17 protein-coding genes are annotated in these 22,916 nt (G+C 72.1%); 7 read left to right on the top strand and 10 right to left on the bottom strand.

Translation table 11 applies throughout. From position 1 onward, the window contains the following. Window positions 1–65: 65 nt before the first annotated feature. Both BXA11_RS12415 and valS read right to left on the bottom strand, forming a co-directional pair. A complete protein-coding gene (locus tag BXA11_RS12415; protein WP_076434634.1) occupies window positions 66–1,319 on the bottom strand; it encodes an AI-2E family transporter in 1,254 nt (417 codons plus the stop codon). Between the two features lie 255 nt (window positions 1,320–1,574). Further along, window positions 1,575–4,100, bottom strand: coding sequence for a valine--tRNA ligase (gene valS, locus BXA11_RS12410; RefSeq protein WP_076434633.1), 2,526 nt, complete (start codon window positions 4,098–4,100; stop codon window positions 1,575–1,577). Window positions 4,101–4,169: 69 nt separating this feature from the next. Here valS and BXA11_RS12405 point away from each other — a divergent pair, with 69 nt between their 5' ends. Further along, entirely contained in the window at window positions 4,170–4,487 is a 318-nt protein-coding gene (locus tag BXA11_RS12405; protein ID WP_030505487.1) for a DUF4235 domain-containing protein, read from the top strand. On the opposite strand, the gene BXA11_RS12400 is transcribed toward BXA11_RS12405, so the two are convergent. The 5 genes from BXA11_RS12400 to BXA11_RS12380 all read right to left on the bottom strand — a co-directional run bounded on the left by BXA11_RS12400 (window position 4,477) and on the right by BXA11_RS12380 (window position 9,688). Beyond that, window positions 4,477–5,874 (bottom strand): alpha,alpha-trehalose-phosphate synthase (UDP-forming), encoded by a 1,398-nt coding sequence (locus BXA11_RS12400; RefSeq protein ID WP_076434632.1) that lies wholly within the window; start codon window positions 5,872–5,874, stop codon window positions 4,477–4,479. The genes BXA11_RS12405 and BXA11_RS12400 overlap by 11 nt on opposite strands. 336 nt (window positions 5,875–6,210) lie before the next feature. Then, window positions 6,211–6,963, bottom strand: a complete 753-nt coding sequence (locus tag BXA11_RS12395) for a hypothetical protein (RefSeq protein WP_076434631.1) — start codon at window positions 6,961–6,963, stop codon at window positions 6,211–6,213. 19 nt (window positions 6,964–6,982) lie between these two features. Continuing rightward, window positions 6,983–7,282 carry a DUF4193 domain-containing protein gene (locus BXA11_RS12390; protein ID WP_030505490.1) on the bottom strand — a complete coding sequence of 100 codons (300 nt, stop codon included), beginning with the start codon at window positions 7,280–7,282 and terminating at the stop codon, window positions 6,983–6,985. Window positions 7,283–7,540: 258 nt separating this feature from the next. After that, window positions 7,541–8,995: a sensor histidine kinase gene (locus tag BXA11_RS12385; protein ID WP_239104966.1), complete on the bottom strand. Its 1,455-nt coding sequence runs from the start codon at window positions 8,993–8,995 to the stop codon at window positions 7,541–7,543. Between the two features lie 39 nt (window positions 8,996–9,034). Further along, window positions 9,035–9,688: a response regulator transcription factor gene (locus tag BXA11_RS12380; RefSeq protein ID WP_030505492.1), complete on the bottom strand. Its 654-nt coding sequence runs from the start codon at window positions 9,686–9,688 to the stop codon at window positions 9,035–9,037. A 244-nt stretch (window positions 9,689–9,932) separates the two neighbouring features. On the opposite strand from BXA11_RS12380, the gene BXA11_RS43650 reads away from it, so the two are divergent. Then, entirely contained in the window at window positions 9,933–10,097 is a 165-nt protein-coding gene (locus BXA11_RS43650; protein ID WP_167769255.1) for a hypothetical protein, read from the top strand. Between the two features lie 191 nt (window positions 10,098–10,288). Here BXA11_RS43650 and BXA11_RS12375 read toward each other — a convergent pair whose 3' ends face one another. Next, complete coding sequence (locus tag BXA11_RS12375) at window positions 10,289–11,110, bottom strand: inositol monophosphatase family protein (RefSeq protein WP_076434630.1); 822 nt, start codon at window positions 11,108–11,110, stop codon at window positions 10,289–10,291. 112 nt (window positions 11,111–11,222) lie between these two features. Beyond that, the gene (locus BXA11_RS12370) at window positions 11,223–13,154 is read right to left on the bottom strand and encodes a S9 family peptidase (RefSeq protein WP_076434767.1); all 1,932 of its coding nucleotides are present in this window, start codon (window positions 13,152–13,154) and stop codon (window positions 11,223–11,225) included. Between the two features lie 131 nt (window positions 13,155–13,285). On the opposite strand from BXA11_RS12370, the gene BXA11_RS12365 reads away from it, so the two are divergent. Next, entirely contained in the window at window positions 13,286–14,287 is a 1,002-nt protein-coding gene (locus tag BXA11_RS12365) for a ferrochelatase (RefSeq protein WP_076434629.1), read from the top strand. A gap of 50 nt (window positions 14,288–14,337) precedes the next feature. Here BXA11_RS12365 and BXA11_RS12360 read toward each other — a convergent pair whose 3' ends face one another. Further along, window positions 14,338–15,543 (bottom strand): lytic transglycosylase domain-containing protein, encoded by a 1,206-nt coding sequence (locus tag BXA11_RS12360; RefSeq protein WP_239104965.1) that lies wholly within the window; start codon window positions 15,541–15,543, stop codon window positions 14,338–14,340. Between the two features lie 175 nt (window positions 15,544–15,718). Between BXA11_RS12360 and BXA11_RS12355 the strand changes: the two genes are divergently transcribed. The 4 genes from BXA11_RS12355 to BXA11_RS12340 all read left to right on the top strand — a co-directional run bounded on the left by BXA11_RS12355 (window position 15,719) and on the right by BXA11_RS12340 (window position 22,872). Then, window positions 15,719–16,912 (top strand): MFS transporter, encoded by a 1,194-nt coding sequence (locus tag BXA11_RS12355; RefSeq protein ID WP_076434628.1) that lies wholly within the window; start codon window positions 15,719–15,721, stop codon window positions 16,910–16,912. An 83-nt stretch (window positions 16,913–16,995) separates the two neighbouring features. Further along, window positions 16,996–18,288, top strand: coding sequence for a D-arabinono-1,4-lactone oxidase (locus tag BXA11_RS12350; protein ID WP_076434627.1), 1,293 nt, complete (start codon window positions 16,996–16,998; stop codon window positions 18,286–18,288). Window positions 18,289–18,788: 500 nt separating this feature from the next. Next, the gene (gene sepH / locus BXA11_RS44505) at window positions 18,789–21,116 is read left to right on the top strand and encodes a septation protein SepH (protein ID WP_076434626.1); all 2,328 of its coding nucleotides are present in this window, start codon (window positions 18,789–18,791) and stop codon (window positions 21,114–21,116) included. A 361-nt stretch (window positions 21,117–21,477) separates the two neighbouring features. Then, on the top strand, window positions 21,478–22,872 hold the full coding sequence (locus tag BXA11_RS12340; protein ID WP_143734220.1) for a vanadium-dependent haloperoxidase: 1,395 nt from the start codon (window positions 21,478–21,480) through the stop codon (window positions 22,870–22,872). Window positions 22,873–22,916: the final 44 nt, after the last annotated feature.

The following is a 22,916-nucleotide window of genomic DNA, read 5'->3' as shown; positions in this document are numbered from 1 at the left end:
GGCCGCGGCCCCTCTCGGGCCCGGCGGTCCGGGGTTCGGCACAGGGCAGCTCATGAGGCAAGACCCTACCCGTTGCGCTGGGGGGACACCGCCTCTCCGGAGTCGGAGGACGGGCGTGCCGTCTCCGGTTCCCGCCCGCCCTGACCGGAGGCGGCGCGCTGGGAGGTCGCGGGCTCCGCGGCGCCGGGCTCCGCGTGCGCGGACGCGCCCTCGGCGCCCGGCTCATCGGTGCCGGGCTCCGGGTGCGGGGACGCGCCCTCGGCGCCTGGCTCCGCGGCGCCCGGCGGGCCGCCTTCCGCCGCCGGTTCGATGGCGGGCCGGCCGCGGCGCAGCTCGGGCAGCGCCCGGTAGATGACCGCCGTGAGCGGCACGGCCACCACGGCGCCCGCGATGCCGCCGAGCACGCCGCCCACCGCGAGGACGAGGATGATCGCCAGAGGGTGGAACTCCAGGGCCCGGCCCACGATGAGCGGCTGGAGCACGTGGTTCTCCAGCTGCTGCTCGACCACGAGGACGCCCACGAAGATCAGCGCCAGGAACCAGCCCCGGGACCCGAAGGTCACCAGCGTCGCGATGGTGCCCGCGAACAGGATGCCGACGATCGGGATGAAGCTGGCGAGGAAGACCAGCACCGCGAGGGGCGCCCACAACGGCACCTGCATCCCCGCGAGCACCACGCCGATCACGAGCCCGTGGATGGCCGCGACCGCGACCGTGCCGTGCACGTAGTGGGAGATCGTCGCCCAGGCGGCGCGGCCCGCCTGGTCCACGCGCGGCGCGGCGCCGCCGAAGGCGCGCAGGAACCAGGCCCAGATCCGGTCGCCGTCCTTCAGCAGGAAGAAGGTCACGAACAGGATCAGCACGATGGAGGTGAGCACCTCGACGACCGCGGTGGCGCCGCTCAGCACCGTGCTGGTGATCTGGCTGCGGTATTGGGTCACCTGGCTGCTGAGCTGGTCCACGAAGTCGGCGATCTGCGCCTCCTTCAGGTGGAGGGGGCCGTGGAGCAGCCAGTCCTGCACGTTGCGCACGGTCACCTGGATCTGCAGGACCAGCCGCGGGAACTCCTCGTTCGCCCGCACGCCGATCAGGAACCCGATGCCGACGATCAGCGCGAGGCCGAGCAGCATCGTGATCCATGTCGCGTAGATAGGCCGGAGCCCGGTGGCGCGCAGCCGCCGGGTCAGCGGGTGAAGCAGGGCCGCGAGCAACAGCGCGACGACCACCGGCATGACGACGAAGCTGATTCTCTCGATGATCAGCCACAGGACGTAGACCATCCCGCCGAGCAGCAGCAGCCGCCAGCTCCACGCGGCCATCGTGGCCAGCGTCGGCGGGACCCTCTCCGTGGTACTGCGCTTAGACGGGATCACGGATCCAGCCTGGCATGTCGGCGGGCGAGACGCGCAGCCGTTTTACCCGCCTATGGCGGCCGTTCCGCCTCGAACCCTCCGCGGTCCCCCGCCCGCGCACCGAAACGCCCGGGAACGTCCTGGAACGTCCCAAAGAAATTCGCCGGCCGCCGCCGCACCCAGGGGTAGGGCGGCGGTCTCAGGCGGTGAGCCCAGGCGGCCTCAGGCGGTCAGCTCGGCGACCGCGTCGAGCGGCCCGTCACCGGGTACGAGGACGAACTCCTCGACGTTGCCGGCGGCGCACAGGTCGTCCTGGGCCTGCCGGACGAGGTCCGCCTGGATGCCCGACACGGTGAGCCGGGCGACCTCGGCCCGCATCGACAGCCGCGCCTCGGACTTGGCCCGCCGCACCCGGCGGAGCACCTCCGCCACGGCGTCCAGCACCGCGGGATCGCCGTACCGCGCCTCGGGCAGCTCCTGGGGGGACGGCCACGGCTCGCGGTGCACCGAGCCCTCCCGCCACCACGACCAGACCTCCTCGGTCACGAAGGGCAGGAACGGCGCGAACAGCCGCAGCAGCACGTCGAGCGCCCGCCGCAGGGCCGCGACGGCCGAGGGGTCCCCCTCGTACGCGCGGGCCTTGACCAGCTCCACGTAGTCGTCGCAGAACGACCAGAAGAAGCGTTCGGTCCGCTCCAGCGCCCTGGTGTAGTCGTACGACTCGAACGCCTCGCCGGCCTCGGCGACGACCGCCCCCAGCGCGGCCAGCATCGACAGGTCGACCGGCTCGGTCACCTCGCCGCCGCCCTCGGACCGGAAGCCGAGCACGAACTTCGACGCATTGAGGATCTTGATGGCCAGCCGGCGGCCGATCTTGATCTGCCCGGTGTCGAAGGCAGTGTCGGTGCCTGGACGCCCGTTCGCGGCCCAGTAGCGGACCGCGTCGGAGCCGTACTCCTCCAGCAGGCCCATGGGCGTGACCACGTTGCCCTTGGACTTCGACATCTTCTTGCGGTCGGGGTCGAGGATCCACCCGGAGATCGCCGCGTGCCGCCAGGGCAGCCCGCCGTGCTCCAGGTGCGACCGCACGACCGTGGAGAACAGCCAGGTACGGATGATCTCGTGGGCCTGGGGCCGCAGGTCCATCGGGAACACGCGGCGGAACAGGTCGTCGTCGCGCTCCCACCCGGCGGCGATCTGCGGGCTCAGCGACGAGGTCGCCCAGGTGTCCATGACGTCGGGGTCGGCGGTGAAGCCGAGCGGCTTGCCCCGCTGGTCCTCGGAGAAGCCGGGCGGCACGTCGCTGGACGGGTCCACCGGCAGCGCCGACTCGGGCGGGACGATCGGCGCCTCGTGGATCGGCTCGCCGTCGGCGTCGAGCGGATACCAGACCGGGATCGGCACGCCGAAGAACCGCTGGCGGGAGATCAGCCAGTCGCCCGCCAGGCCCTCCACCCAGTTGTCGTACCTGACCCGCATGTGCGGCGGGTGCCACTCCAGCTCCCGGCCGCGCTCCAGCAGCTCGGCGCGCAGCTTCGCGTCCCTGCCGCCGTTGCGGATGTACCACTGCCGGGTGGTGACGATCTCGAGGGGCCGGTCGCCCTTCTCGTAGAACTTCACCGGCCGCTGGATCTTGCGCGGCTCGCCGTCCAGATGGCCGGACTCGCGCAGCATCTCCACGATGCGCTCGCGCGCGCTGTGCACGGTCTTGCCGGCCAGCTCGGCGTACGGCTCGGCCGGCACGCCCTGCGGCGGCTCGGGGAGCAGGCGGCCGTCCCAGCCGATCACCGGCCGGGTGGGCAGGTCGAGCTCGCGCCACCAGGTGACGTCGGTGACGTCGCCGAAGGTGCAGATCATCGCGATGCCCGAGCCCTTGTCCGGCTCGGCGAGGTGGTGGGCCACGATCGGCACCTCGACCTCGAAGACCGGGGTGCGGACGGTGGTGCCGAACAGCGGCCGGTAGCGCTCGTCGTCGGGGTGGGCGACCAGCGCCACGCAGGCCGGGATCAGCTCGGGACGGGTGGTCTCGATCCAGACCATGTCGCCGCCGGACGACCGCTCGAACCCGATGCGGTGGAAGGCGCCGGGCCACTCCCGGTCCTCCAGCTCGGCCTGGGCCACGGCCGTACGGAACGTCACGTCCCACAGCGTCGGGGCCTCGGCGACGTACGCCTCGCCGCGGGCGAGGTTGCGCAGGAACGCCCGCTGGGACGCCGCCCGGGCGCCCGCGTCGATCGTGGCGTAGGTCATCGACCAGTCCACCGACAGGCCGAGACGGCGCCACAGCTCCTCGAACGCCTTCTCGTCCTCGGCGGTCAGCCGCTCGCACAGCTCGATGAAGTTGCGCCGCGAGATCGGCACCTGCCGCTTGGCGTCCGGCTTCTCCGGCGGCGTGAAGTCCGGGTCGTACGGCATGGAGGGGTCGCAGCGAACGCCGAAGTGGTTCTGCACGCGGCGCTCGGTGGGCAGCCCGTTATCGTCCCACCCCATCGGGTAGAAGACCTCGCGCCCCCGCATCCGCTGGTAGCGGGCGATCGTGTCCGTATGCGTGTAGGAGAAGACGTGCCCCACGTGAAGGGACCCGGACACGGTGGGCGGCGGGGTGTCGATGGAGTAGACCTCGTCCCTGCCCCGGGACCGGTCGAACCGGTAGGTGCCCTCGGCCTCCCAGCGCGCTACCCATACCGCTTCCAAGCCGTCGAGTGTCGGTTTCTCGGGCATGGCTGCGTGGAGTCGCTGTTCGGTCATGCCACCACATGGTATGGCGTGGACCGTCACCCCGCGGGGAGACACTAAGGTCGTTATCGAGGAGGAATCATGGCGGACATGGCTCGAGAGGCCAAGCGCGAACTCGGCGCGACGGACAAGCCCGACATGCAGTGGCGGATCGTCGGCGGCCTGCTCGGCCTGGCGGTCGGCTTCTGCTCGCGCAAGGTGCTGTCGTTCGCGTGGCAGAAGGCGACCGGCAAGGAGCCGCCGGCGAGCGTCGACTCCCCCGACATCGGACTCGGCGAGGCGATCGCGTACGCCGTGGTGATGGGCCTGGGCATGGAGATCACGCGAATCATCGTCACGCGCTCGGCGGCGAAGAAGTGGCGCTCCTGGAAGGACGCCGCCCGGGACCTCACTCCCTAGAGGCGGCCGGCTCCCCGGACTCCAGGGCCTTGAGGAAGTCGCTGGCCCACCTGTCCACGTCGTAGGTCGCGACCCTGCGCCTGAGCGAGCGCATCCGGCGCGCCAGCTCGTGCGGGGTCGCCCGCATCGCCGTCAGCATCGTCCGCTTCATGCCGGCGATGTCGTACGGGTTGACCATGTAGGCCTGGCGCAGCTCGTCGGCCGCGCCGGCGAACTCGCTCAGCACGAGCGCCCCGCGCAGGTCGTGACGGCAGGCGACGTACTCCTTGGCGACGAGGTTCATGCCGTCGCGCAGCGGCGTGACGACCATGACGTCGGCCGCGCAGTAGAGCGCCGCCAGCTCCTCCTTGTTGTACGACTGGTGGAGGTAGGAGATCGGCATGCGGCCGAGCACGCCGTGCTCGCCGTTGATGCGCCCCACCCTCAGCTCGATGTCGTTGCGCAGCCGGATGTACTCGGCGACCCGCTCGCGGGTGGGCGTGGCCACCTGCACGAAGACCGCCTCGTCCGGCTTGATCGCGCCGTCGTCGAGCAGCTCGCCGAACGCCTTGAGCCGCTGGCCGATGCCCTTGGTGTAGTCGAGCCGGTCGACGCCGAGCAGCACGTGCTCGGGATCGCCCAGCTCGGCGCGGATCTCCTTGGCCCGCTGCTGGACGCGCGGCTCGCGGACGAGCTGGTCCATCTCGCCGAAGTCGACCGAGATCGGGAACGACTCGGCCCGGACCGCCCGGTCCCCGAGCTGGATCGCGTTGCGGAGGTGCTGCACGCCGAGCAGGCGGCGGCACAGGCGCAGGAAGTTGGCGGCGCCGCCCGGCCGCTGGAAGCCCACGAGATCGGCCCCGAGCAGTCCTTCGAGGATCTCGTTGCGCCAGGGCAGCTGGTAGAACAGCTCGCCCGGCGGGAACGGGATGTGCAGGAAGAACCCAATCTTCAGGTCGGGCCGCAGTTTCCGCAGCATCGCGGGCACGAGCTGGAGCTGGTAGTCCTGCACCCACACGACGGCGCCGGGCGCGGCGGCCTCCGCGGCCGCGCGGGCAAACCGGTCGTTGACCGCCCGGTAGGCGTCCCAGAGCACGCGCGAGTAGACCGGCGTGGCGACCACGTCATGGTAGAGCGGCCACAGCGTGGCGTTGGAGAAGCCTTCGTAGTACAGCTCGACCTCGAGCTGCGACAGCGGGATGGGGATCAGGTGCATCCCGTCGTGGTCGAAGGGCTTCAGCTCCTCTCCCGCCGCCCCGGTCCAGCCGAGCCAGGCCCCGTCACGCCGTTGCATGACGGGCGCGATGGCGGTCACGAGCCCGCCCGGGCTGCGCCGCCATTCGTTTTCGCCCACACGATCGACCGGCAGCCGGTTCGCGACGATCAGAAACGAGCTGGTGCCACGCATGAATCCCCTCCAGGTGGTCGCCTGTGACCACCATACGGAAAGTCACCAGGCACCCCCATACCCGTAAGAACGTGCACAATCCACGCGTGTGGCTGTGAGAATGATCTCACGCAGCTCATACGGGGTCGGCAAGAGGTTTAGACCAATCAGTGACACTTCTCTACCTGGAAGATCAGGACGGCCGGAGATCGCCGATTGGGACGGGCACCGGGGCCGCCGCGTCGCCAGGGGGACGGAGACCGGACGGAGAAGGGCCCGTACCCGGGACGGGGACCGGCGCGGGAGGGGAGTTCGGCCCGGCGGCGGGATGTCGCCCGGGTGGCGGGTGTCAGGGGGTCAACCGGGCGGCAGGGCGTGCTGGCGGCGCAGGTCCGCGCGCACCGCGCCGGCGAGTTTCCTGGTGGCGGCCCGGTTCAGCGCGCCGCCGGCCACGGCGCCGGTCAGGAAGGGGCCGAGCGTGGTGAGGTGGCGACCGAGCGTGCGCATCAGGCGGTTGCGCAGCGCGGTCTTGGCGGCGGTCCCGAGTGCGATCGTGGCCGAGCCGGGGGCGAGGGGGTTGACGCCCCGCTGCTTCGACCAGGCGAGCGCGAACGCGGCCGCCCTCTGGGTGCCGTTGCCTGGGACCTTCACGCCGTACACCTCGTGCAGTTCGGCGAGAAGCTTCACTTCTATGGCCGCGACGACCAGCGTCTCGGCCACGATCTGGGCGGGTGCGGACAGCAGGAGCGGCGGGGCGGCGAACTCGGCCGCGGCGAGCGCTCCGCCGACCGCGCCTACCGCCATCGTCGCCTTCGCGGCGGTGCGGACGAGGTCGTCGGCGAGCTGCTCGCCGGTGAGCCCGTAGTGGTGGTCCCGCAGCGTCTCGTAGTCCCTGACCGGTAACCGCGGGGCGATGTTCATGAAGACGTCGGCCAGCCACCGCCCCCGGCCGACTCCCCGTTCTCGTGCCTTTCCTGCGGACCGTGCCAAGGCCCCGCTGAGGCGGCCGAGCAGCCGACGCCGCTCGGCCCCGTCCGTCTCCTCAGGGGCGACGAGTTTGCCGACCAGGTCGGCCACCTCGTTGTTTGGTTCATCCGCTGCTGAAGTCACGGACCCTCCCAAGGGTCTCCTAGGCGGCGCACTCGCGGCAGACCTGCTGGCCGTTCTTCTCCGAGGCCAGCTGGCTGCGGTGGTGCACCAGGAAGCACCGCGAGCAGGTGAATTCATCGGCCTGCCGAGGAATCACCCGCAGCGAGAGCTCCTCGTTCGACAGGTCCGCCCCCGGCAGCTCCAGCGACTCGGCCAGATCGGTCTCGTCGATGTCGATGCTGCCCGACGACTTGTCGCTCCTACGCGCCTGGAGTTCTTGAAGGCTGTCCTCGTTCAGATCGTCGTCGGTCTTACGCGGGCTGTCGTAGTCGGTAGCCATCTGCTACTCCATCCCCCTCATCTATCTGCCTGCGCCTGTGTCGCGCGTGGATAACGCTCGGAAGGCCGGTGTTGTGCCCGCGGGGGCCGGTAAATTGTGCATTCGGTACCCGCTTGAACGAACCCTGAACCTTCCGACACGCGAGGGGCATCCCACCGGGGACTGCGGTTAGCCAAATATGGCGAAAACCACAGTATCGGCGGTATCCCCACCGCGTTCGACGGCACATCCAACCACATGTACGGCGTGCTCGCTCCATCAGCGCGCCGACTGCGGCGTCCCCGGAGATGCCCCGGCTCTGGAGAGACGCACCGTCACCACGAGACCGCCCCCGTCGCGGGGGACGGCGGCGACCGTTCCGCCGTGCGCGCGGACGATCGCGCGCACGATGGACAGACCGAGACCCGCGCCCTTGGCGGATTGAACCCGGTCGGCATTCAGCCGCCGGAACGGCTCGAACAGGCTCTCCACCTCGTACGCGGGAACGTGCGGTCCCGTGTTCGCGACCTGAACAACCGCACCCCCGTCGACAATTCCCGACCGGACCCATACTTTTCCGGACTCGCCAAGATTGTGCTTGATGCCGTTCTCGACGAGGTTGGAGACACAGCGTTCTATGAGAACCGGATCACCCGTCGTGGCCGCCGGGTGGAGGTCGTGCTCGACCGTGACGCCCTCTTCCTCGGCGAAGGGGGCCAGTTGCTCCACCGCCGTCCTGGCCACCTCCTGGACGTCCACGGGCTTTCGCACCGACAGCTGACGCTCGCTGCGGGCGAGCAGCAGCAGACCCTCGATCAGGCGCTCGTTGCGTGCGGTGGTGCCGAGGAGCGTGCGCCCGAGCACCTTGAGGTCGTCCGACGCCTCGGGGTCGGACAGAGCCACCTCCAGCACCGTACGGTTGATCGCGAGCGGCGTCCGCAGCTCGTGGGATGCGTTGTCCACGAACCTCCGCTGGGCGTCGAAGGCGGTGTTGAGCCGGATGAGCATCGCGTCGAAGGTGTCGGCCAGCTCCTTCAGCTCGTCGTCGGGGCCCTGGAGGTCGATGCGCTCGTGGGCGAGCGAGGTCTCCGACAGCTTCCGCGCGGTCGCCGTCATCTTGATGACGGGCCGCAGCGCCCGGTCGGCCACGAGGTATCCCAGCATCAGCGCCAGGATCCCCACGCCCAGCAGCGCCAGCAGCGCCCGCTTCAGCAGCTCGGCCCGCGCCACCGCGGTGACCTCCGCCTGCGACTGGGCGAACTGGTGGTTGGCCTCGTCGATCCACTCCTGCGGCACGCTCCCGCGCGGGAAGATGATCTGCGGCACACTCTGCCAGCCGATGTCGATCGCCTGGCCGATCAGCACGTACATGACCATCACCAGCAGCGCGCCGGCGACGAAGACCAGCGCGGCGTACGTGAGGGTCAGCCGCCAGCGGATGCTGACGCGGTTCTGCAGCGACCTGATCTCGTTGAGCAGGTTGCCCCGCTGCACGGGATGGGCGACCAGCGGCGGCGGGCCGTCCCAGGCGGGCGGGCCGCTGGGCGGCGGCGGCACCTGACTGCGGTAGGGACCGGTGCCCATCGGGCTCGACATCCTGCGGGTGGGACCCGCCGGGCTCCGGTCGCCGGCCGGGACCGCCGCGTCCGGCGAGGGCGTGGCGGCGTCCGGCTGCCCGGGCGGCGGGAGGATCTGGGGCGTCCTCGTCTCGGAGGCGTCACGCGGTTCGCTCACAGGGCCCCCTCCCCCGGGACGTGGCGGTGGCGCGGGTCCTCACAGCCGGTACCCGACACCGGGCACGGTCTCGATGACCGGCGGATCACCCAGTTTCTTGCGCAGCGTCATCATGGTCACCCTGACCACGTTGGTGAACGGGTCGATGTTCTCGTCCCACGCCTTGTCGAGCAGGTCCTCCTGACTGACGACGGCGCCCTCGGCCCGCATCAGCTCCTCCAGCACCGCGAACTCCTTCTTGGTGAGGTGGATCTCGGCCTCGTCCCTCGTCACCTGGCGCCTGCCGGGGTCGAGCCGGATGCCGGCGCGTTCGAGCACGGGCGGCAGCGGCGGCGCGGACCTGCGGCCGAGCGCGCGCACCCGGGCCACGAGCTCCATGAACACGAACGGCTTGGCCAGATAGTCGTCGGCGCCCAGCTCCAGCCCCTCGACCTTGTCGTCCACGTCGCCCGCGGCCGTCAGCATGATGATCCGCGAGGCCGACCGCTGGGCGACCAGGCGGCGGGCCACCTCGTCGCCGTGCACCTTGGGCAGGTCACGGTCGAGCACGATCACGTCGTAGTCGATGTAGCCGGTCTTCTCCAGGGCGGCGGCGCCGTCGTAGGCGACGTCCACGGCCATCGCCTCCCGGCGGAGGCCGGTCGCGATCGCGTCCGCGAGCACCCGCTCGTCCTCCACCACAAGCACGCGCATCAAGTCCTCCTAGCTGGCACGACGGCCCCTCATTGTGGCTATATCCGACGTAAGCCGCCGGTAAGCGGTTCCTGCGCTCTACGTGACGTAGAGCACAGAAATTCACAGGTTTACGGTCGCTCCGGACATGGGTAAGGCCCGTGACACCCTCCATTGTCGTGTGCCGGGGAAGGGCGCGCCTCTCCGCAGGATCCGTGCCGGAGCCCCCCGTGACACGTTTTCGCCCCCTGAGAAAGAAGGTGAGATGGGCGAGTTCACGACCACGATCGAAACCAGGCTCGACCAGGCCTACAAGGGTCTTGAAGAGGCCACCACGAGCGGGGACGACTTCCTCGCCGACACCCTCACCGCCGAGATCGAGGACCTGCACCGCCTCGCCGAAGATCACGGCATTGCCATCCAGCGCTGACCGGAACCGACACTGACGAGGGGGCCCGCCATACGGCGGGCCCCCTCGCCTGTACCCAGGGCGAAGCCGGAGCGAACTCGACCCGAACTCGACCCGAACTCGGGACGAACTCGGGACGAACTCGGCGCGAATTCCGCGGAAGACGGCCGGGTCGGCAGGCCGGCCGAAGAGTGGCGCCCCGATCGGGCGCGTCAGTCGCGCTCGGGGTCGAGGGGGACGAGCAGGTCGTGCAGCTCCTCGAAGAGCCCCGGGGCCGCGCACAGCACCATCTCGGGACTGACCGGCCTGCCGTTCAGACCGGCGATGCGGGCCCCGGCCTCCGCGGCGATCAGGCCCGCCGCCGCGTGGTCCCAGTAGTTGGCGCCGCGCTCGTAGTAGGCGTCGACCCGGCCCGCGGCGACCGAGCAGAGATCCACCGCGCACGAGCCGCCGCGCCGGATGTCCCTGACCTGGGGGACCACCTGCGCCAGCACCTCGGCCTGCACCCGGCGCCGTCCGGCCGCGTAGCCGAACCCGGTGGCGACGAGGGCCTTGGCCAGCGGGACGCCGGTGTTGCAGCGCAGCCGCTCGCCCCTCAGCCAGGCGCCGCCGCCCTTCGACGCGGTGAACAACTCGCCGCGCGGCACGTTGTGCACCACTCCGGCGACGATCTCGCCGTCCACCTCCACGCCGATGCTGACCGCCCAGTCCGGCAGGCCGTACAGGAAGTTGACGGTGCCGTCGATGGGGTCGACGACCCACCGGACGCCGCCCTCGCCCGGGGTGTCGCCGCCCTCCTCGCCGAGGACGGCGTCGTGCGGCCTGGCCTCGGCGATCCTGGCGCGGATCAGTTCCTCCGCCGCCCGGTCGAGCGCGGTGACGACGTCGGTGGGGCTCGACTTGGTGGCGAGCACCTCGGGCCGCGCGGGCCGCTTCGCGAGGAGCATCTGGCCGGCCTCCTCCGCTATGCCGGTCGCCAGCTCCAGCAGCTCCTCCGCCCGCGCCCGGTCATGCCGGTACTCCCGCTCGTCCATCCTGGCCTGCCCCCTCCTCGTACGTGCTGCCACCGAAGCGGCCGGCGCCCGGCTCGGGCGTCGGCCGCACGGATGACATCCTCCCAAACCAGGATGTACCGCCATTCACCCGTCAGGTGAGGGACGGCGGCCGGGTCCACTCCTCGCCCAGGACGTGCTGAGCCAGGAAGGCCAGGACGGTCTCGTACCAGGCGACGGCGTTGCCGGGCTTGAGCACCCAGTGGTTCTCGTCCGGGAAGTAGAGGAACTTCGACTCGACCCCCGAGCGCTGGAGGTCCCACCACAGCCGCAGGCCCTCGCCGATCGGCACGCGGTAGTCCCTGTCGCCGTGGATCACCAGCATCGGCGTCCTGATCTCTCCCAGCCACCGGTGGGGCGACAGCCGGGCGTACCGGGCGGACCCGAGGGCGCCGAACTCGCGCTGCCAGAAGTTGGCGCCGTCGGTGGTGCCGGCGAACTGGTCCAGGTTCCACAGCGACGCGTGCGTCACGATGGCCCGGAACCTGTCGGTGTGGCCGGCGACCCAGTTCGCCATGTAGCCGCCGAACGAGCCGCCCATCGCCGCCGTCCGCTGCTCGTCGATCTCCGGCCGCTTGAGGCACTCGTCAGTGATCGCCATGAGGTCGGCGTGGGTCACCGGCCCCCAGTCGCCCCAGCCCCGCTGGATCATGTCCTGGCCGTAGCCCGTGGACATGCAGGGGTCGGGCAACAGCACGGCGTAGCCGTGCCGCGCCATGATCCAGGGGTTCCAGCGCCAGCTCCAGTCGTTCCAGCTCGACACCGGGCCGCCGTGGATCCACAGCAGGAACGGCGCCGGGTCCTCGGCGGTCGCGTCCGCGGGGACGACCAGCCAGCCCCGGATCTCGGTCCCGTCCTCGGCCGTCGCGGTCACCTCGGTCAGCGTGCCGGGCAGGTCGAGCGGCGGCGTGGGCGAGGGCAGCGTGGTGACCGACCCGCCGGGGGCCACCCGCACCGGACGCGGCGGCGAGTCGATCGCGCCGCGCAGGGCGTAGACCGAACCGTCGGGGGCCGGGCAAAGCTCGGCGTACGCGCCGTCGTCCGAGGTCAGCCTGGTGACCGCGCCGTCCAGGGTCGCGCGGAAGATCGGCCGGCGGCCCTGGTGGTCGGCGGCGAAGAACAGCTCCCGCGAGGAGGGCGCCCACGCGACCGAGGCGGGGAAGACCTCCCCGGCGACCGCGCGCCCTTCACCCGTGGACAGGTCGACCACCCACAGGTCGAGCGCGATCGGCGTCTCCTCGGTGCCGTGGTGCTCACGCAGGCAGGCGACGTGCCGCCCGTCCGGCGACACCGTGACCGGCCCGGCGAAGTCGTGCCCTTCGGACGTCGCGAGCGTGCGCCGGGATCCGTCCGCGACGTCGACGGCGACCAGGTCCCAGCGCACGTCGCCGCTCGGGAGCGCAACCCGCCAGGTCGCGACCACGGTCTCCCCGTCGGGGGTGACGTCGAACGACAGGTGCTCGTCCAGCGCGCCGCCGGGCTCCGGCGTGAGGTCCCGCACGTCCTCCAGGCCCTCGCGCGCGGCGCGGCCGGCGAAGAACCTGGTCTGCGCAGGGCCGAGGTCGTGGTCCCAGTAGCGCACCGGGTAGCCCTCGTGCAGGATCGCGCTGACCCCGGCCTCGTCGCGGGCCTTGCGGCGCTCCTCCTCGGTGGCGGCGTCGCCGGGCAGCACCTCGGAGGCGTAGACGACCGTGCCGCCGGCCGCCCGGACGCCGCCGATCCCGCCGGGGCGGGTGGCGACGCGCACCGGCTCGCCGCGCTCGGGCAGCAGCCACAGGGCGGCCGTGTCGCCGCCGCTCTCCTTCGCCGTCTCGTCGGGCCGCCGGGAGACGAAGAACAGGGTCCCGTCGGGGGCGAACTCGGCCCCCGCCTCTCCCTTCGCCGACCGGGTCAGCCGGCGGGGCTCGCCCCCGGGATCCTGGGGGATCTCCCACAGCGCGGTGCCGTACGACTTGCCGTCGGGGTTGAGCGACTGGACCACGGACACGAGCCGGGTCCCGTCGGGTGACAGCCGCAGGGCGTTCATGCGCGGCAGGGCCGTGTATTCGCGGATGTCCGGAAATTGGCTCACCGCTCGAACCTACTCCGTGACGCACGCACCACCCAAGCCGTCAGGCGCGGGCGGAAGCGTCGTACCACCCGCGTAAGGTGTGGCGCATGGGGAGCACCAACGGATACGACGCCCTGCTCGTCGTCTCCTTCGGCGGGCCGGAGAAGCCCGAGGACGTCATGCCGTTCCTGGAGAACGTCGTGCGCGGCCGGGGCGTGCCGCGCGAGCGGCTGCTTGAGGTCGAGGCGCACTACCAGGGGTTCGGCGGGGTCAGCCCGATCAACCAGCAGTGCCGCGACCTGATCGCCGCCCTCGACGTGGACCTGCCGGTCTACTGGGGCAACCGCAACTGGCACCCGTTCCTCGAGGACACGGTCCGGCGGATGAAGGAGGACGGCGTCCGCAAGGCGGCGGCCTTCGTCACCGCCGCCTACAGCTCCTACTCCAGCTGCCGGCAGTACCTCGACGACATCGCCCGCGCCCGCGCCGCCGTCCCCGGCGCTCCCGAGATCGTCAAGCTCCGCCACTACTACGACCATCCCGGCTTCATCGCGGCGATGGCCGACCACACCCGCCAGGCCCTCGACCGGCTGCCCGCCGACGCCCGCGAGCAGGCCCGGCTCGTGTTCACCGCGCACAGCATCCCCGTCTCCATGGCCCGCACCGCCGGGCCCGCCGGGGGCGCGTACGAGGCGCAGCTCAGGCGTGCCGCGGAACTCGTGACCGCCCAGGTCGGCCGGGAACGGCAGGGCGAGGAGCGGTCCTGGGACCTGGTCTGGCAGAGCCGCAGCGGCCCGCCGCAGGTGCCCTGGCTGGAGCCCGACGTCTGCGACCACCTGGAGGCGCTGCACGCCGAGGGCGTCCGGTCGGCCGTCCTGGTGCCCATCGGCTTCGTCTCCGACCACATGGAGGTCGTCTACGACCTCGACGTGGAGGCCGCGGCCACGGCCGAGAAGCTCGGCATGGCCCTCACCAGGGCCTCGACCGCGGGCACCCACCCGCGGTTCGTGTCGATGGTGTCCGAGCTGCTGGCCGAGCCCGAGCCCGCGCCGTGCGCGGCGACCTGCTGCCCCGCCCCGGTCCGGCCCGCCGCACGGCCGGGCCGGTAGCGGCGCCGTAGCGCGACGACAGGACCGGTCCCCCGCAGGTCCCCCGCGCGTCAGGAGGCGTACGTGCGGGCGTACGCCTCGGCCAGCGACAGGACCTTGTTCACGTAGTCCCACGAGTGGTTGTAGAACCACACGGCCTTCCTGAGCTTGTCGCCGCCCGCGCCGGCCCCGTTGGCGCACAGGTATTTGGCGGCCGACGGCACCGCGTCGTAGGGGCTCCAGATGTCCGCCTCGCCGTCGCCGTCGCCGTCCACGCCGTACGCCTTCCAGGTGGCGGGCATGAACTGCATCGGCCCGAGCGCCCCCGCCGACGAGGGGCCGTTGTTGCGGCCGTGGCTGCTCTCGACCTGGCCGATCGCGGCGAGGACGGTCCACGAGAGGCCGGGGCAGACGGTGGCGGACCGCTGGTAGAGGTCCAGGTAGCTCGTGGGCCGGCCCACCAGGGCCCGTCCCGGGGTCGCCGTGGCCCGCGGCGGGACGGCGGCAGCGCCGACCCGCACGACCTGCGCGCCCTTGCCGAGCAGGCGCGCGACCGCCTTGTCGCTCACCTTGCCCGGGTCCCCGTGGACCAGCACCACGACGCCGCCGGGGAAGCCGAGCCTGCGGCCCAGGTCCTGGCTGACCAGGCCGTCCACGCCGGGCAGCCCGAGCGAGGCGGAGGCCGCCACGCGCAGCCTGGGGCCCCGGTCGATCTGGTACTCCGCGCCGAGCACCATGCCGAAACGCTTGATCGCCGCCGCGTCGCCGACCAGCTCGCCCCGCGCGAGCGCGCTCCACACCTCCGGGTGATCGGCCACGTTCTTCGGCGTCCACGACCGGAACGTGGCCGGGTCGACCGCGAGCAGCCGCAGGGCCGTGCCGGACACGCGCACCTCGCCGCCGTCGGCGACCGCCACCTTCTGCACGTGCCGCAGCTTGGCGATCTTCAACAGGGTGCTCTGCGGCACCCGCTTCGGGGAGATCGCCAGCAGGTGCGGCAGCGTGACCTGCACGCCGGGCCCGCCGACGACGGGCGCGCTCGACGGCAGCGTGCGGTCGGGCACGAGGCTTTTCGCCGTCGCCCGCGCGGCCGGAAGGGGGTTGTCGTCCCGCGTGCGGTCCGTCTCCGCCCTGGCGCCGCCTGCCGCCATCGCGCCGTCACCCGGCCAGGTGACCAGGAAGGCGGTGCCCGCGGCGATGATGCCCAGGATCACGGCGGCGAGGCCGGTCACGATCGGGCGCAGCCGTGTGGGGCCGGAATGAGTGGACGACCTCACCTCAGCCCCTCCACCCCCGACGCGGAAAAATCACTTGCCTCATGATAGGCGGGTACGCGAGGGTCAAACTGGAGATAAACGCCGTCCGCGTGTCCCGGAGCCACCCGGGGCCGCCGCTGCTGTCGAACGGCCGGCCCGGACGCACACGCACCACAGTGCTGAAGGGAAACACAACATGGTCGGGCCGTACCGGGGGCTGTTCGGCACGCCCGGAGTCAAGGGCTTCGTCATCGCGGGATTCATCGGGCGGGCGCCCATGTCGATGCTCGGCATCGGCGTCATCCTGCTGATCACCACCATCACCGGCTCGTACGCGAAGGCGGGGGCCGTGGCGGCGACCTTCTCGATCGCGGTCGCGGTGGCCGGACCTCTCTCCGGGCGGCTCGTGGACCGGTTCGGGCAGGCGCGGGTGCTGGTCCCGCTGGTGCTGCTGCACGGCTGCTCGCTCACCGTCCTGATGCTGTGCGCCCACTCCGGGATGCCCGAGTGGACGCTGTACGCCGCCGGCGCGGCGTCCGGGACCACCGGGATCTCGCTCGGCTCGATGGTCCGGGCCCGCTGGTCGCACGTGCTCGCCGACCCCGCCAAGCTGCACACCGCCTTCTCGTTCGAGTCCGTGGCCGACGAGCTGATCTTCGTTGGCGGCCCAGCCTTCGTGACCGCGCTCACGATCGCGATCAACCCCTACGCGGGCCTGATCGCCGCGATCGTGCTGACCGTGTCGGGCACGCTGGCCTTCGCCTCGCTCCGCGGCACCGAACCTCCGGCCGTACGGCACCGGGGGGCGGCCGGGTCCCCGATCGCGATCCCGGGCGTGGCGCTGCTGTCGGCGGTCTTCCTGGCCATGGGCGCGGTGTTCGGTTCCGTCGACATCATCACCGTGGCCTTCGCGGAGGAGCACGGCAGCAAGGGCGCGGCCGGTCTGCTGCTCGCGTCGATCGCGTGCGGCAGCGCGGTCTCCGGCCTGTGGTACGGCTCGCGGCACTGGAAGATCAGCCTCCGCTCCCGGTTCGTCCGCGGGCTTTCGCTGTTCGCCGCCGGGCTCACGCCGGTGCTGCTCATGCGCGACGTGCGGGTCATGGCGCTGGCGCTGTTCGTCGCCGGCCTGTCCATCTCGCCCACCATCATCACCGGGTTCTCGCTGGTGGAGCGCATGGTCCCGGCGACCCAGCTCAACGAGGGCATGGCGTGGGTCACCACCTCGATCAACCTCGGCGTGGCCGTGGGCTCCTGGGCGGGCGGACGGCTGACCGACGCGTTCGGGGCGTCCAACGCGTACGGCTTCTCCTACGCCTGCGCGCTGCTCGCGGCCGTCGTGGGCCTCGCCGGCTCCGCGCTGGTCCGGATGCGTCACCAGCACACGAACTGAGACCGCCGTCCCGTAGGCAGCGGGGCGGTCCATGAGTAGTGTTCATGTTCACTCCGGGGCGAGGTGCCGGGGCGAGGAGGAGCATGGACGCCTTCGTCAACTGGGCGGGCAACCAGTCGGTCACCCCCGCGGAGGTCCGCGCCCCCGCCTCGGCGGCCGAGGTCGCCGACGCCGTGCGGGACGCCGCGAAGACGGGCCGGCGGGTGCGCATGACCGGCACGGGGCACTCGTTCACCGGGGTCGCGCTCACCGACGGCATCCTCCTGCGGCCCGGCGCGCTGACCGGCGTCCTCGACGCGGGCGACGGGTGGGTCAAGGTCGCCGCGGGCACCCCGCTCCACGCCCTCAACGAGGAACTCGACCGGCGCGGCCTGGCACTGGCCAACATGGGCGACATCACGGCCCAGACCGCCGCGGGGGCGATCCAGACCGGGACCCACGGCACCGGCAGGCACGTCGGCGGCCTCGCCGACCAGGTCGTCGAACTGGAGATGGTGCTCGCCGACGGCTCCGTCACGACCGTGCGCGAGGGCGACCTGTTCGACGCGGCCCGGGTCGGCCTCGGCGCGCTGGGCGTCCTGACCGCCGTCACGTTCCGGGTCGAACCCGCGTTCCTGCTGCGCAACCGCCGCGAGCCGATGGCGTTCAGCCGGATCCTCGACACGCTGGACGACCTGACGGAGGCCGACGACCACCTCGACTTCTTCTGGCTGCCCCACACCGACACCTGCCTGGTCAAGCGCAACAACCGCGACGCAGGCCCGGCCCGGCCGCCCGCCGCCTTCAAGCGCTGGCTCGACAACGTCTTCCTGGAGAACACGCTGTTCGGCGCGGCCTGCGCCGTCGGGGCCCGGTTCCCCGGCGCGGTGCCCGCGATCAACGGGATCTCCGCGCGCATGCTCGGCACGTCGGAGTGCGCCGACACCTCTTACAAGATCTTCACGTCCGTGCGCGAGGTCCGCTTCCTGGAGATGGAGTACGCCATACCGCGCCACCACCTCGCCCAGGCCCTGCGGGAAACGCGGGACCTCGTGGAGCGGTCGGGCTGGCCGATCACCTTCCCTGTCGAGGTGCGGGTCACGCCGCCCTCGGACGCCTGGCTCTCCACCGCGTACGGCAGGCCCTCGGCGTACGTCGCCTGCCACGTCTACCGCCAGGCGCCCAACCCCGCATACTTCGAGGGCGTGGAGGAGATCATGGTCAGGCTGGGGGGCCGGCCCCACTGGGGCAAGCTGCACACCCGCGACGCGGACTACCTGCGTGGGGTGTATCCGAGGTTCGGCGATTTCCTCGCCCTGCGCCGCGAGATGGACCCGGACGGGCTGTTCTCCAACGATTACCTCGACCGGGTGCTCGGCGCGTCGCGGGAAGGCTGACCCCATCGCCGCGTAAAGTCCCTCTCCACGGTCCGGCGTCTTCCGCGTGTCGCGTTGCCCGCGCCGGCCCTCGGGCAGGCACATTGCGGAGCACGGGCACACCAGAGCCCGGCGCGCCACTCGAACCCGAGGGAGCAAGCAGGAATGAGACCCTCCCGCAGGTACGGCCGCACGGCGTACGGCACGGTCACGCCGCCGTGCGCCGCGCCCGCGCCGTACGTACGGGCGATGGGCGCGCACCACCTGAGGAGACACGACCCTCGCTCTCGCCTTCCGGGCCGGATCGGCGGCGCGGCCGCCGCCTGCGCACTGCCGCTTCCGGACGACCGACAGGTTGCGGAAAGGTGAACACGAAAAATGTGACCGGGGTCACAACACCTGCCTCGCCCCCTGGCGAGGCGATGTTCGGACATGCCGGGTACGGTGCTGGAAGGCAACCGGTTCACGCGAGAGACTCAAGGGTCCGGGGGAAGACAGAGCACGACGACGAAGGGACTCGCATGCAGGAGCTCCGTCTCGTCGCGGTAAGTGAAGACGGAACGTACCTCGTCCTGGCGACCGCCGGGCGGGGCACGCGCTTCACGCTGCCCGTCGACGACCGGCTCCGCGCTGCGGTTCGCGGCAACTTCTCCCGTCTCGGCCAGTACGAGATCGAAGTGGAGAGCCCGTTGCGTCCCAAGGAGATCCAGGCGCGCATCCGTGCCGGCGAGACGGCCGAGGAGATCGCGGCCACCGCCGGCATTCCGGTGGAGAGAGTCCGCTGGTTCGAGGGACCGGTTCTCCAGGAGCGCGAGTACATGGCCCAGCAGGCCCAGCGGGTCTCGGTCCGGATGCCCGGCGAGACGACCCCCGGGCCCACGCTCGGCGAGCTGGTCGCCGAGCGGCTCACCCGGCGCGGCGTGCCCGCCGACGAGATCGACTGGGACTCCGCCAAGCGCGACGACAACCTGTGGCGCGTGCGGCTCGGCTTCGTCTGGAACGGCCACACCCGTCACGCCGAGTGGCTCTTCGACCCGCGCCGCCGCCACATCACCCCGAACGACGACGAGGCCATGCGCCTGTCGGCCGCCGAATACGTCGAGCCCGAGCGGGACGACGCCACCGTGCGTCCCTTCGTGCCCCGTCTGGCGTCCAAGCTCGCCCCGGTGCCGTCGCTGCCCGCGGAGACCTCTCCCCGCCGCGACGAGCCCGGTCTCGGCGTGCCCGCCGTACGCTCCGAGCCCGCCGCGTTCCCCGAGCCCGTGCCGCCGCCGCGGCTGAGCCCGCCGCTGCGCGCGGAGACCGGCCGGCCCGAGCGGCCCGAGCCGTACGCGGACGAGCCGGCGGCGTACCGGCCCGAGCTGACCCCGGTGCCCTTCCGACTGCCGCAGTCGCTCGTCGCCGGCCCCGATGTCGTGCCCCCGCCGCCCGGCGCCGAGACCAGGGTGGAGAGCCCGGCCCAGACCGGATCCGCGGTGGAGGCCGCTCCTCCGCGTACGCCCGCCGACGCCGCCCCGGCCACCACGGGCGTTCCGCCCGCTCCGGGCCCGGACGCCGCCGGAGACGGCGTGGTCTGGGGAGACGGTCAGGACACCGTGGTGTGGCAGGCCGCGTCCCAGCCTTCCGCGCATGCCGCCACGCCCGCGCCGGTGCCCGCGCCAGTGCCCACGCTCACGCCCTCGGCGGAGGCCGCAGCGCCGGGCGCTGTGACCGGCGGGAACGGCGCAGCCGCCGAGACGGCCGGCGCGACGCGACCCGGGGGGACGACGGACGCGCAGGAGGCCGCGCGCCCGGCGACGCCCGTGGAGCGGGCGGCCCCCGAAGACTCGACGACGACCACGAGCACCACCGTGACCCCGGACTCCGCTCTGGACTCCGCTGTGGAGTCCACGGCGGAATCGGGGACGGCAAGCGCCGCGGCGACGGACGGCGTGGCCGCTGTGGCGTCCTCCCGGGACGCCGAGGACCGCGCCTCCAGCCGCGAGAGCGCGGAGGCCGCCGTGGGGGCCACCGCGGAGACCTCCGCGGATACCCCCGTGAAGACCGCCGGGGAGGCCGCCGCACCTGCGGAGGCCGCGCCGCCGGCCGAGCGACCGGCCGCCGCACCCGCGGCGCAACCTGTCGCCGCCGCGGCCCCGGTCACGGCTGCGGCTGCCGACACGGGCACGACTCCTGATACAGACAAGGCCGCGGACACGGCCGGGGGCGGCGCGCCGGACGAGGCGTCGCCGGCGGCCGCTGTTCCCGTCACCGTCCCCGCACCTGCTCCGCCGGCGGAGTCCGCGAAGGACCCCGCTGCGGGCCCCGCGGCCGACGTCACAGCGGTGACAGTGCCCGCGCCGAGCACGCCCCCGGAGAGCGCCTCGGCTCCCACGCCGAAGCCCACCGCGGCTCCCGCCGCTCCGGCGGCACAGGCCACCACACCTGCGGCTCCTGCGGCAGAGGCCACTCCAGAGGCTCCGGCGGCACAGACGCCGCCGCCCGCCCAGCCGGCGGCCGAGGCCGCTCCCGCACCGCAGGCACCCGCACAGCAGGCACCCGCACAGCAGACACCGGCACCGCAGGCACCGGCACCGCAGCCAGCGCCGCAGGCACCTCCCGCGGCCCAGGCACCCGCTGCCGCCCCGGCGCCTCGCCCGGGGGACACCCGGAAGACGCAGCGCACGGGCGACGGGTCCAAGGACGGGGCGAAGGAGGCGCAGAAGGAGGCTCCGAAGGACGCCAAGCCCGAGACGCCCGCGCCGCCCGTGCCGAAGCCCGCTCCCCCGCGGCCCCGTAAGTCGCGCGGACGCCGGGCGTCGGTGCCGACCTGGGACGAGATCATGTTCGGCGCGCGCAAGCAGGACTGACCGCGCAGGACACGGCGTCTCCCCGCACCGGGGACAGAGCCGGCGTCGTCACGACTCCGCGTGAGAGGCCGGCCGGTGGGTTCGCGAACTCGCCGGCCGGCCTCCCGTCCGTCCGGGCCCATGCCCGTGGCCTCCCGGGCTCCTCTTCGTCCCAGGACACGTATCAGGGGCGCTCGATTCGCGGCGTGACCGGACGCGCCTGTCCTGCCATTCCACACGAGGCGGACCGCACGGGAGCGTCCGGAACAGTTCCGCACGATCATGAATCTTGTCCTGCGTTCCGTCGATCAGGGATCTTCCGTGATGCACCCCTCCCCCGGCACTCGGCCGGGGCTCGGGGCCTTCCCCCCGGAGGTTCTCCTTGCATCGACGATCCCGGTGGAAACGCGTACGTGTGATCGCGGCGGCCGCCGTCGTGACCGCCGGCACGCTGGTCGCGCTTCCCCAGGCGGCGCACGCGGCGGTCACGGGGCCACCGCCGCAGGCGTCCGCCTTCGATCACGTCCTCTACTGGAACAGCGTCTTCCTCGACACCATCCGCACCCTTCCCCGCGACGGCGTCGACCCGCAGTACAGCCACGACGGGGACCCGACCCGGCTCGCGCGGGCCGGGGCCATGCTGCACATCGCCGTCCACGACGCGAACTGGCCGGCCGCGCCGGTCACGTACCTGCCGAAGATCACTCAGCAGAACCCGAACGACTCGATAGAGGCCACGATGGACGCGGCGGCGCACCGCGTGCTCGAACACCTCTATCCGTACATCGACTTCGACGCGAACCTGGCCTACGCGCTCGCGCAGATCCCCTCGTCGGTGCCGGCCCGCTACGTCCAGGGCGGCCGGACCGACGGCGAGAGGATCGGCGACCTGATGATCGCCGAACGGTCGGGGGACGGGCCGGCGTTCGACCTCTCGTACACGGAGGGCACGGTCCCCGGCGCGTGGCGGCAGACGGGCTCAGGACCGGCGGTGACGCCGAACTGGGGGAAGCTCAAGCCGTTCGCCATGACGTCCCCCACGCAGTTCCGGCCGGGGCCGCCCGGCGGCTTCACCTCCTACGACCAGCTCGTCCGCAGCTCCCAGTACGCACAGCAGGTCAACGAGGTCAAGGCGTACGGCGGGGCGAGCAATCCCACCTCGCGGTCCGCCGATCAGACGCAGGCGGCGTTCTTCTGGGCCAACGACGGCAAGGGCACCTATCGGCCCGTGGGGCAGCTGTTCGCCATCACCCAGGCGGTCTCCCGGCAGAAGGGACTGAGGCAGAACGAGACGGCCGAGTTGTTCAACCTTGTGTCCATGGCGCTGGCCGACGCGTCGATAGTCGCCTGGGGAGCGAAGTTCGACTCGCCGATCGACCTGTGGCGGCCGGAGAGCGCGATCAAGCTGGCCGACACGAGCCTCAACCCCGCCGTCACGCCCGATCCCTCCTGGGAGCCGCTGTCGGTGAACGCCGCCGGACAGCACTTCTCGCCGCCCTTCCCCGCGTACATATCGGGGCACGCCACGTTCGCGGGGGCGTGGGCAGGAGTGATGCAGAGGTGGTTCGGACACAACCTGACCTTCACGGCGACCACCGATGATCCGAACGCCAATCCCAAGACCAGGACCTTCACGAGTTTCGAGCAGGCCGCCGAGGAGGACGCGCTCAGCCGGCTCTGGCTCGGCGTCCACTACCGATGGGACGCCGACCGGGGGCTCGACGCGGGATTCAACCTGGGCGACTTCGTCTACGTGACCAAGCGCGACCAGGGATAACAGCAGAGCACCACCTCCAGGCCCTCCGGGCGGCGTAATCCGCT

Origin of the sequence: Microbispora rosea (assembly GCF_900156315.1) — a bacterium.
Classification (GTDB): Bacteria; Actinomycetota; Actinomycetes; order Streptosporangiales; family Streptosporangiaceae; genus Microbispora; species Microbispora rosea.
The sequence above is the reverse complement of the archived record's forward strand: the minus strand, read 5'-3'. Positions and strand labels throughout refer to the sequence as shown.